Source organism: Cryobacterium sp. Hb1 (assembly GCF_004403585.1).
Taxonomy (GTDB): domain Bacteria; phylum Actinomycetota; class Actinomycetes; order Actinomycetales; family Microbacteriaceae; genus Cryobacterium; species Cryobacterium lyxosi.
The window spans coordinates 1-10,464 of record NZ_SOHI01000027.1 but is presented as its reverse complement, the minus strand read 5'-3'; the positions used below and the strand labels follow the sequence as shown (position 1 = coordinate 10,464).

13 protein-coding genes are annotated in these 10,464 nt (G+C 63.0%); 3 read left to right on the top strand and 10 right to left on the bottom strand.

The window, feature by feature from the left end; translation table 11 throughout:
- Positions 1-66 precede the first annotated feature (66 nt).
- A complete protein-coding gene (locus E3T38_RS09455) occupies positions 67-714 on the bottom strand; it encodes an FMN-dependent NADH-azoreductase (protein WP_134548016.1) in 648 nt (215 codons plus the stop codon).
- Between the two features lie 198 nt (positions 715-912).
- Positions 913-1,590, bottom strand: a complete 678-nt coding sequence (locus tag E3T38_RS09450) for a hypothetical protein (RefSeq protein WP_134548015.1) — start codon at positions 1,588-1,590, stop codon at positions 913-915.
- A 68-nt stretch (positions 1,591-1,658) separates the two neighbouring features.
- Between E3T38_RS09450 and E3T38_RS09445 the strand changes: the two genes are divergently transcribed.
- Positions 1,659-2,534, top strand: a complete 876-nt coding sequence (locus E3T38_RS09445) for an acyl-CoA thioesterase II (protein ID WP_241984403.1) — start codon at positions 1,659-1,661, stop codon at positions 2,532-2,534.
- Positions 2,535-2,543: 9 nt separating this feature from the next.
- On the opposite strand, the gene E3T38_RS09440 is transcribed toward E3T38_RS09445, so the two are convergent.
- The 7 genes from E3T38_RS09440 to msrA all read right to left on the bottom strand — a co-directional run bounded on the left by E3T38_RS09440 (position 2,544) and on the right by msrA (position 7,882).
- Complete coding sequence (locus tag E3T38_RS09440; RefSeq protein ID WP_134548014.1) at positions 2,544-3,260, bottom strand: zf-HC2 domain-containing protein; 717 nt, start codon at positions 3,258-3,260, stop codon at positions 2,544-2,546.
- The gene (locus tag E3T38_RS09435; protein WP_104128928.1) at positions 3,257-3,766 is read right to left on the bottom strand and encodes a sigma-70 family RNA polymerase sigma factor; all 510 of its coding nucleotides are present in this window, start codon (positions 3,764-3,766) and stop codon (positions 3,257-3,259) included. The genes E3T38_RS09440 and E3T38_RS09435 overlap by 4 nt, the downstream gene beginning before the upstream one ends.
- A gap of 91 nt (positions 3,767-3,857) precedes the next feature.
- Positions 3,858-4,328: a thioesterase family protein gene (locus E3T38_RS09430; RefSeq protein WP_134548013.1), complete on the bottom strand. Its 471-nt coding sequence runs from the start codon at positions 4,326-4,328 to the stop codon at positions 3,858-3,860.
- An 18-nt stretch (positions 4,329-4,346) separates the two neighbouring features.
- Positions 4,347-6,029 carry an energy-dependent translational throttle protein EttA gene (gene ettA / locus E3T38_RS09425; RefSeq protein ID WP_134458937.1) on the bottom strand — a complete coding sequence of 561 codons (1,683 nt, stop codon included), beginning with the start codon at positions 6,027-6,029 and terminating at the stop codon, positions 4,347-4,349.
- A 5-nt stretch (positions 6,030-6,034) separates the two neighbouring features.
- Complete coding sequence (locus tag E3T38_RS16740) at positions 6,035-6,358, bottom strand: hypothetical protein (RefSeq protein ID WP_166805488.1); 324 nt, start codon at positions 6,356-6,358, stop codon at positions 6,035-6,037.
- A 260-nt stretch (positions 6,359-6,618) separates the two neighbouring features.
- The gene (locus E3T38_RS09415; protein WP_134548011.1) at positions 6,619-7,149 is read right to left on the bottom strand and encodes a single-stranded DNA-binding protein; all 531 of its coding nucleotides are present in this window, start codon (positions 7,147-7,149) and stop codon (positions 6,619-6,621) included.
- Between the two features lie 208 nt (positions 7,150-7,357).
- Positions 7,358-7,882, bottom strand: a complete 525-nt coding sequence (gene msrA / locus E3T38_RS09410; RefSeq protein ID WP_134548010.1) for a peptide-methionine (S)-S-oxide reductase MsrA — start codon at positions 7,880-7,882, stop codon at positions 7,358-7,360.
- 152 nt (positions 7,883-8,034) lie between these two features.
- Here msrA and E3T38_RS09405 point away from each other — a divergent pair, with 152 nt between their 5' ends.
- Both E3T38_RS09405 and E3T38_RS09400 read left to right on the top strand, forming a co-directional pair.
- Positions 8,035-8,325 carry a DNA mismatch repair protein gene (locus E3T38_RS09405; RefSeq protein ID WP_134548009.1) on the top strand — a complete coding sequence of 97 codons (291 nt, stop codon included), beginning with the start codon at positions 8,035-8,037 and terminating at the stop codon, positions 8,323-8,325.
- Between the two features lie 107 nt (positions 8,326-8,432).
- Positions 8,433-9,200 (top strand): hypothetical protein, encoded by a 768-nt coding sequence (locus E3T38_RS09400; RefSeq protein WP_134548008.1) that lies wholly within the window; start codon positions 8,433-8,435, stop codon positions 9,198-9,200.
- Between the two features lie 66 nt (positions 9,201-9,266).
- Here E3T38_RS09400 and nadE read toward each other — a convergent pair whose 3' ends face one another.
- On the bottom strand, positions 9,267-10,103 hold the full coding sequence (nadE, locus tag E3T38_RS09395; RefSeq protein ID WP_134548007.1) for an ammonia-dependent NAD(+) synthetase: 837 nt from the start codon (positions 10,101-10,103) through the stop codon (positions 9,267-9,269).
- Positions 10,104-10,464: the final 361 nt, after the last annotated feature.

The following is a 10,464-nucleotide window of genomic DNA, read 5'->3' as shown; positions in this document are numbered from 1 at the left end:
ACACGGCGTCGGTGAGCTGACCTTGAGGTGAGCTGACCTTGAGGTGAGCTGACCTAAACGGCGCCGTCAGCCCAGACGGCGGGCGGCCCGGGCAGCGGACTCGTGCGCCGCGGCCAGCTCTTCGTGTTGCGTGTCGACCTCGTCGGCGGGCGCACCGAACCGTTCGCTGAGAGTGCGGGTGGCCACGATCGTCTCGACGGTCATTCCCAAGGCGTTCGCCAAAATCAGGGTCAGTGCCGGTAGCGCGTGATCGTCGAACTCCGTGGAGGTTCCCGGGTCGTAGACCGCGCCGCGAGTGGAAACGAGTACGGCCGGGCGACCAGCGAGGGGCTGCTGACTGGTCGGGTCGTCGAACGGAGCGGTCACCGTCGGCAGGTGAATGTAATCGATCCACGCCTTCAGGGTCGACGGCATCGAATAGTTGTACAGCGGAACACCGATCAACAGCACGTCGGCCGCGACAAGTTCCGCAATGAGGAGCTGCTGCAGCGTTTCCTGCTCCGCGCTGGGGCTCGCGCCCTCCGGGCGGAGCCGTGCTGGAAAGTGCAGCGCGGCATCGGTCAGGTGGGGCAACGGTTCCCGGTGCAGATCACGGTGAACGACGGTGTGTTCACTGCTCAGACCGCGCCAGGTATCCGCGAAAGTCGCCGTAATCGCGCGCGAGCGCGAGGTCACGAGGTCGGCGGACGAATCGAGCTGCAACAGTATGGGCATGCCCCACAGCCTAGAGGCATCCAGCGCGCCAGCCCGTGTCGCTGCTGTGGTGACTGCGGATGCAAGCGGGTTACGGCGTAGGTACCACCAAGGCCGCCGGCCGGTGGAGAATCGATGGTGGCGGCCGTCCGGTGACGGCCGACAGCGGCAGTCAACCACCATCGAGTCCTCGCGACCGACAGCGCAACCTCTAACCGGTCAGGCCTTGAGAGTCCACGGCTTGCGTCGCACCAAAACGTGGCCGCGACTCGTGCTGAGGCGGGTCCACAGGCCCGACTCGAACAGGTGCACCGGTTCGTCGTCGGCGAGAAAGCCCAGGCTGAAGGCTGCGAAACCGGCCCCGGTCGGTACGAATTCGAGCCCATCGACCTGACGGCCCCAGACCTCAGAGCGCACGCGTTCGACGATCAACTCTCCGGTGCCCTCCGGCACGGCGGCGGCAACCTCGTCGATGCCCTCCCGAGCGGCCGCTTCGAGGTGAGATGCCGGCGTCTGGCCGTGTGGTTCCCAGCCGCCCTTCGGCGGGGAGATGCCGGTCCAGGTCACGGTATTCACCTCCAGCGGAACGGTCACGATCACCGGCACGGTGAGGTCACGCACGGTGGATTCGAGGCGTTTGAGGCGTTCTAGCAGGGACCGCACCGGCACGACCTTGTCGAGGTCGACCGGCTCCGTCAGGGCGAAGGTGCGCAGCCCCAGCACAGTCGGGCTCGCGTCGAGCAGACCGCGCGGATAGAAAATGGCGGTGTAGACCGCGAGAACGCCCTCGGACGCCATGAGACGCACGGAACCATCGAGGACGCGGCCGGATCGTGAGAGAAACACGATCAAATCGCTGAGGGACTGGGAATCGGTAAGAGTGAATGACTGGCTCATCACCTCCTAAACTACCAAGATACGAAACATCCGCGTGCCGCGGTCGCGAACTTGCCCGAGGAGACAGCATGCACAAGCCGATGGAAGGCCTTCTGGCCGTTCTCGATCTGACCGACACCGGTGCCCGCACCAGCGAGGATATCTTCACCGGTCCGTCCCAGTGGATGCCGCTTGGCCGCGTGTTCGGCGGGCAGGTCCTAGCCCAATCGCTGGTCGCCGCGATGCGCACCGTTCCCGACGAACGCCACGTGCACTCCATGCACGGCTATTTTCTGCGTCCCGGCGATGTCAAAGCGCCGATCACCTTCTCGGTCGAGCGCATTCACGATGGTCGCTCGTTCTCCACCCGCCGCACGCAGTGCTACCAGGAGGGCGTGCCCATCCTGTCGATGATCGCCTCGTTCCAGGACGCCGATGAGGGCCTGGAGCACCACATCGAGATGCCGACGGATATCCCCGACCCGGAGAGCCTGCCAACGGCATCCGATGCGCTTGCACACATCGATCATTCGGTGGCCCGTTACTGGGCGAGCGAGCGCCCCTTCGATATGCGGCATGTCCCCTCACCGATCTACCTCAAGGTGAACGGTGAGCACACCTCTCGCCAAGCCGTGTGGATGAAGACTTTTTCTCCTTTGCCCGACGACCCCGATCTACACCGCGCCGCCCTGGCCTATGCCAGCGATTATTCAATCATGGAGCCGATCATGCGTCGGCACGGCATCGCCTGGTCCTCCCCCGGCCTCAAGGTCGCGAGCCTTGACCATGCCATGTGGTGGCACCGTTTCGGACGGGTTGATGAATGGCTGCTCTATGTGCAGGATTCACCGAGCGCTCAGGGCGGCCGCGGCCTGGCCACGGGCAGTATCTTCAGCCGCGACGGCGTGCTCCTGGCCACCGTTGCGCAGGAGGGCATGCTGCGCGTCCCCATCATCCTCGAGTAACTCGAGCACCTACCAGGTCGGTGTGGATTCCAACAGCACCCGCTCGTCGGGCATCCACCGAATATCCACACTGGCAATATCGTTCTCCGCCACACTCGTGGTGCCGATAGCGTTGATCGTGCTTCCGGGGCCAGCGATCCAGCTGGCGACGAGGGTCTCATGCCCGTCCCGGTCGGTCACGAACAGGGCGTAGGCCTGCGGACCGAAATCGTTACCGCTCGTGGCATAGCTGCAGTTCGCGTCGATCCGGGTACCCCAGTCTTCGCCGGCCAGGCGAAAGGATGCGGTGAGCGGGCTGGGAACCACCGCGGCCATGGCGACGGCCGGTTCGGTAACGCTCGCGCCCGACTGTTCGAGCCACCCCGGTACGACGAGGGCAGCGGATGCCGCGATCGCAGCGGCCGCGACCACGGCCCCGGCGGCGAGCAGACGGGCGCGCCGGACACTGGCCCGCGCCGCCTGCACCAGGCGGGGCAACAGGGTGGCGGAGTGCGCGGCATCCGCTCTGGTCTCGGTGGACGTCTCGGTGGACGGGCCGAGCTGCAATGCCTGATCGAGTGGGACTTGGGCCAGCAGCCCGGGCAAGCCGACGAGGTGCGCGACCGCCTGGCTGCAGGCGACGCAGTCGTTGAGATGCCGTTCGTAGTCCCGGCGGTCGCCCGGTGACAGGGCGCCGAGCATATACGCGCCGTCCCAGTCGGCATATAGATCTGCTGGAGTGTTCATCGCTCCGTCACTCCACGTTCTTGCAGTGCGAGTCGCAGGGCTCGCAGTCCGTAGTGCAGCCGCGATTTCACGGTGCCTTCGGGAATGATGAGGTCGCGCGCTGTCTCGGCCACGGATTGGCCTCGATAATATGCGCAGACAATGACCGCCCGGTGGTCGGGAGAGAGATCGTGCAGTGCGTCCGCGACCAGCCAGGCATCGAGCAAGGCATCGGTTTGATCGTCGGTGGGTACCTCGGGCAGTTGGTCGGTGGGAATCTCATGGCGGGCACGGGCCGAGCGCCGGTCATCGATCACCAGGTTTCGGGCCACCGTGAACAGCCACGCGCGAGCAGACACCTCGGTCTGGTCGAGCAGGCGAGGGCGCTGCCACGCTCGAAGCAGCGTCTCCTGCACTACGTCATCGGCAAAGGCCGGATCCTGCGTCAACCGTACGACATAGCGCCACAAAAGCGGTGCGTGCTCATCGTGCAGGGCCTGCAAGAGTTCGGCGCGCTCATCGGCCATAAGTACCTCCCCTGCTTAACACGCGGTGAACGTGTGTGTGGTTCAGTAGTACCGGTATTACGGGAACTCTAGCCGCAGCGTGCGGCGATTATCAGCGCCGCGCGAACTCGATCGGTGCGTCGAGGTACGGCGTCCAAGCCGCACGCTCCGTGTCGTTGATGCGGCGCGGGCGTTCGCTCGTCGCGTCAACGAGCACAATGGTGGTGTTCGCCCGGGCGTACAGAACCTCGGGTGTGACGCCCTCCGGGCTGAATACCTCGTAACAGACATCGAGGCTGGCACCGCCGAGTTTGCCGAGCCAGAGTCTCACGTCGAGGGGCTGGCGCAGGTAGGGCACCGGCGCGAGGTATTCGATCTCCTGGCGCGCGATCAGCGTCAGGGTCGACGCCCCGGGGCGACCGTCGAGCACGGCCGTACTCGCTCCGATCGCTCCGTCGTCTTCGGTCACCCAGAACGCGAGGATGCGCGCCTCCTCGAGCAGGCGCAGCATCTCAGAATTGTTCACGTGGCCGTAAGCATCGAGGTCGGACCAACGCAGGCGAATCGGTACGTGCAGCTTCACCAGATTTCCCTGTTCTGTTTAGTCGCGGGTGAGCTTGCGATACGCAGAGCGGTGCGGCTTGGCTGCATCCGGGCCGAGCCGCTCGATCTTGTTCTGCTCGTACGACTCGAAGTTTCCCTCGAACCAGTACCAGTTGGCCGGGTTGTCATCCGTTCCTTCATAGGAAAGGATGTGCGTGGCCACCCGGTCGAGGAACCACCGGTCGTGAGTGATCACCACGGCGCAACCGGGAAACTCGAGCAGCGCGTTTTCGAGCGAGCCGAGAGTTTCAACGTCCAGGTCGTTAGTGGGCTCGTCGAGGAGCAGCAGGTTGCCGCCCTGCTTCAGGGTGAGCGCCAGATTCAGGCGGTTCCGTTCACCGCCGGAAAGCACACCGGCCTTCTTCTGCTGGTCTGGACCCTTGAACCCGAAGGTCGAAACGTAGGCGCGCGACGGAATCTCGGTCTTGCCGACCTGGATATAGTCCTGGCCGTCCGAGACGACCTCCCACAGGGTTTTGTTCGGGTCGATGCCTCCGCGATCCTGGTCGACGTAGGAAATGTCGACCGTTTCGCCGATCTTCAGATCGCCGCCGTCGAGGGGCTCCTGGCCGACGATGGTCTTGAACAGCGTGGTCTTTCCCACACCGTTCGGGCCGATGATGCCCACGATGCCGTTGCGCGGCAGGGTGAAGCTGAGGTTGTCGATGAGTACGCGCCCGTCGAAGCCCTTCTCAAGCTTGGTCGCGTCGATCACCTGGGCGCCGAGTCGCGGGCCGACCGGAATCACGATTTCTTCGAAGTCGAGCTTGCGGGTGCTTTCGGCGGCGGTGACCATCTCCTCGTAGCGAGCCAGTCGCGCCTTCGACTTCACCTGGCGGCCCTTGGCGTTGGAACGTACCCACTCCAGTTCGTCGGCGAGACGACGCGACAGCTTCGCGTCTTTCTTGCCCTGCACGAGCAGGCGCTCCTGCTTCTTCTCGAGGTAGGTGGAGTAGTTGCCCTCGTACGGGTACAGGTGTCCGCGGTCGATCTCGGCGATCCACTCAGCCACGTGGTCGAGGAAGTACCGGTCGTGAGTGACGGCGAGCACAGCGCCCGGGTACTTGGCGAGGTGCTGCTCGAGCCAAAGCACGCTCTCGGCATCGAGGTGGTTGGTGGGCTCGTCGAGAAGCAGTAGATCAGGCTTCTGCAGCAGCAGTTTGGTCAAGGCCACCCGGCGCTTCTCACCACCGGACAGGTTGGAGACTTCGGAGTCTCCCGGCGGGGTGCGGAGGGCGTCCATGGCCTGTTCCAGCTGCGAGTCGAGGTCCCAGGCATCCGCTGCATCGATGGCTTCCTGCAGCACGCCCATTTCGGCGAGCAGCGTATCGAAATCTGCGTCAGGCTCGCCGAGGGCGAGGCTGATCTCGTTGAAGCGGTCGACCTTGGCTTTAATCGGTCCGACGCCTTCTTGCACGTTCTCCAGCACGGTCTTGCTCTCGTCAAGCTGCGGCTCCTGCATCAGGATACCGACGGTGTAGCCCGGGGAGAGTCTCGCTTCGCCGTTACTGGGGGTGTCCAGGCCCGCCATGATCTTGAGAATGGTGGACTTTCCGGCACCGTTCGGGCCGACCACACCGATCTTGGCGCCGGGAAAAAAGGACATGGTGACGTCGTCAAGAATCAGCTTTTCGCCGATCGCCTTGCGAGCGCGGACCATTGAGTAAATAAATTCGGCCATAGTATTTACCAGTCTATTTGCCGGGTGGACCCAACAAGACACAAACCGGTCGACAAAATTGGCGCGACCACGCTGTGGAAGCCGTTGCTGGCCGGACCGATCTGGCCGATCAGGCATTCCCCGGCGAAGCGCACGGAGAACTGGATGGAGTCGGCGGCCAGGTCCGCCTGGGTTCGATCAAAGGTCACTTCTATTGCGGCGCGGTCGAACCCGCCGGCCACGAGCGCATCGATGTAGGCGCGTCCGTCAGCTGCGGGGCTGGCTTTGGTGACGGCTGCGGCGAGAAAGTTGAAGTACACCAGGTTCTCGGCCGCGGTTCCGTCGGGCAAGAGCCTTGCATCAGGCGCCGGTGTGGCCGACGGCTCGGGCGCACCGGAGTTGGACGGCGCCGTGTCGTTAGCGGGGGGGTCTGCTGGGACGCCGGTGCACGCAGTCAGGCCGGCCCCGAGGAGCAGCCCAGCGCTGACCATACCCAGCACGAACCGCAGGCGGCGTACACGTCGCCGCGCTGTTTTCGCGCCCACACTCTGCCATGCTGCTTTCGCCACGCCCACGATTCGCCTCCCCCAGTCCACGCACGTGAACGATGCTACGAGTCTAAACGGGCATACGCATCCTGATCAGCAACGGTGTCGATCGGAATAAAGCCGTCGTCGGAACGGTCGATCTGCCTACTTTCCGCCTCGTACGCGGTGGCTGATTCGGCGGACTCTGCAGGCTCCACCGGTTCTGGCCGGGTCTGCTGGGCAGGGGTTTTGGAAGAACTATCGCTGCGCACCGGCGTCGTGGTGTACCAAGTGAGGTCGTGGCCGAGAGCGTCGGCCAGGATATCGACGTCAATTCCGGATTTTTCGGCATTGGACCATTTGCGAATAACCAAGCGGCCACTCACGATGACGTGCTGGCCCTTACTGAGCGACGCCGCCGCATTTGTGGCCAACTGGCGAAATGTCGTGACGGAGTACCAGCTGCTCTCGTCCTCAACCCACTCATCTTTCGTGCGGTCCAGATGACTCTGGCGGGAGGCCAGTCGAAAGGACGTGATCGGGGCGCCGTTGTTGCCCACACTGCGGCGAGGGACGGTGCCGATGATTCCGGATACGGTGATGTGGTCGCTCATAGTTTCTCCCGGCACGGTCAGCGCGTGAAGACGCGCACGTCAGCCGCCGAGCGAACACCCGGCGCACGCGACCCGGAAACGGCAACTCGTGCCATTCTTTGCCGTTCCCGGATCGCACACTGTGAGTGTGCCGCGCGAAACGACGCCGCCGCGCACGCTGTGCGCGATCAGTGGAGAACGGGGCAGCGAAACGACTGTGGAGGAGGAACTAGCTGATCAGGTACTCCGAGTACGACTTGCGAATCTTGTTGACCTTGGGCACGGCGACCGCCATGCAGTAGCCCTGTCCGGGATTCTTGGTGAAGAAATCCTGGTGGTAATCCTCGGCCTCGTGGTACTCGCCAAGCGGCTCGATCGTGGTCGTGATGCCGGCACCCCACCATTCAGTCGCACGATCGCGGGCCGTTTCAAACAGCTGCTTCTGCGCGTCGTCGGTGTAGAACATTGCCGACCGGTACTGGGTACCCACATCGTTACCCTGCCGATTGAGCTGGGTGGGGTCGTGCAGGGTGAAAAATACATCAAGAATCACGCTGGCCGGAATGACTTCGGGATCGAAGGTCACCGCGACGGCTTCGGCGTGGCCGGTATGACCGGTGCAGACCGCTTCATAGCTCGGATGGGTTGTCGTACCGCCGGTGTATCCCGACACGACGTCACTTACTCCGCGTAGGACCCTATACACAGCGTCGAGACACCAAAAACATCCACCTGCGACCACAAAAGTTTGCATCGTATCAGTATAACTCTTCGCTTGCTGCAGCCACCGGTCGAACCGGCATTCACGCCGCCTGTTCGCCTAAAGCGGATGTCGGTGGTCGCCCGTACGCTCGAAAAACACCCAGGGCGGCTGGGATACTGCGGCATTATTACGGAGGCGCACAAATGACCACTCTCATCGCACCGATTCTTCGCTCAGCAATTTCCATCACAGCACGCCCCGCAACGGCACTTCCCACAACGGCACTTCCCACGGTGCGTGGCCGCAACTTCATCCTCGTGCGCGATGGGCTGTGGCGCATTGTCGATCCGGCCGGCGCTGTCATCGGGTATATCGAACACCACGTCGACGTCGACGGCGACCGATATAGCGCCCGAAGAATCGTCTTCGCGACCCGCACCCGAGACCTCGGCGAGTTCTGTCGCATCGACGATGCGGTGGACTGCTTTCGCTAGTAACGCACTAAGAAGTACACCCTCGTGAGGGGAAGGGGTGCACTTGCCTGAGGGCACGCCGCGTCTGATCCCAGAGAACAGGGTTCGGCACGGATAAAATCCTGCACATGGAATGGTGGAATAACTTCGTAGCCTGGTTTACCGACGTCAACACCCAACCGATGATTTTCACTGCGGTCGTGTTCATCGGCGCGATCGTCATTGCCAGCGTGCTGGCCGCGTTGATCTCGCGCGGAGCCATCAAACGGCTCATTACCCAGCGCGATCGCGAGATCAAGGTGGCTGCTATCGCGACCCTCGTCGATGCCGCCACCGAGGCATCCGTGTGGAATTCGCTCACACCGCAGGAACAGGTCATGAGCGACCGAGCGGTCGCCCAGGCCGATATTCAGGTACGGCTGCTGCCAATTCGCGGATCGGGAATCGCCGCGAACTGGGCTGCCCACGAACTCTACGAACTCAAGCGCACCTCCGCCACGTTCGGATACCAGCTGGAGCCGGCGTTGGTGGAGTTTCGTGACCGACTGATCGAATGGCAAAACAAGCCCGCCCGCGCACGCAAGATTTTTCAGGGCGATCTCGACCGATGGAAGTTGCAGAACTCCTCCACCGAGAAGAGCCTGCTGGCAGAGCAGGAAGCGTGGGTGGCCCAGCAGCACCACGACCAGTACAACCCAACCGATTCGGCGCCCGCTCCGATGCGGGCCGCGCCGCTCACACCTGCGGTCGTCAACCGAACTGCTTCGTCCGCTTCGACGGCTTCGGACGCTTCGGACGCTTCGACCGAGACCCAGCGCCTTTTGGATGACGTGAACAAGCTCGAGGTGCGCGGCACCGACCCGCTCACGCGCTCCTCGGCGGCCCCCACCCTATAGTCGCTCTTCTCAGACAAACGACGAGCCGGTCGGCGCTTTCTCAGCGCTGACCGGCTCGTGTTTTGTTTACCGCGTCGGCGACGAGTGCCACCACGTGTCGAACAATGACGCAGGTACGCGCCGCTTGTGCTCGGTGCTGAGGTAGCGTGCCTCGATGGCCTCGGCCACTTCATCTTCGACCGACCGGCCCTCGAGGAAGTCGTCGATGTGCTCGTACTGAAGACCGAGGTTGGCCTCATCGGTCTGGCCGGGAGTGTGGTCGAGCAGGTCAGCGGTGGGGTCCTTCAGATAAAGCTGTTCGGGCGCACCCAGCTCCATCAACAGGGCGCGACCCTGGCGTTTGGTCAGCCCGGTCAAGGGCAGAATGTCGGTGCCGCCGTCGCCGTACTTGGTGAAGAATCCGGTCACAGCTTCGGCAGCATGGTCGGTTCCGACCACGAGCAGGCCGAGCTGGCCGGCCACGGCATATTGGGCGATCATGCGTGAGCGAGCCTTGATATTGCCCTTGGTGAAGTCCGTCATAGCCACCTCGAGGCTCGCCAGGAATTCACTTTCAAATCCATCGACGGCGAGTTCAATGTTGAAAGTAGCCTGCGAGGGCGGGCGGATAAATTTCAAAGCAAGTTGAGCATCCACTTCGTCCCGCTGCACTGCGTATGGCAAGCGCACTGCCACAAAGGTGGCCGGATGCCCTTCCTCGGTCAGTTCGTCTGCCGCCAGGGCGCAAAGGCGGCCGGCGAGGGTGGAGTCCTGGCCGCCGCTAATGCCGAGCACGAAGCCCTGTGCGCCGGTGCGTTTCAGGTACTCCTTGAGAAATTTCACCCGACGGCGCACTTCAGCGGCCGGGTCGATAGTGGGTGACACGTTGAGTTCGGCGATGATTCGCGCCTGGAGTTCTCGCATACCTAAATCTAGCAATCCTCGAGAAACGGTGCTCCCGCCCAATTCAAGAAATATGGCTGGTCGCACCCGGCAGATGGGCAGCGAAGGCGACGACATTCTGTCGGCACGGTAAACCAAACGATCCCCTTCCGGCCACTGTTCTCGAGAATGCGAAAGTAGTTGCGTTGGGCCACTAAAACGACGAGTTTTTGCCTTCTTGAAAATGGGAAGAAACTTCTGATCTGACATCACTTTTATGCTGAGATTTACTCGCTTTAGTGGTCGATTCGGGTTATAATTGTGGGTGAAGGAGGCACTGACGCCATGACCCTCACCGCCCCGCCCGCTGCAACCGGCTCCGTGCCGGAACCTGAGGGTTCTC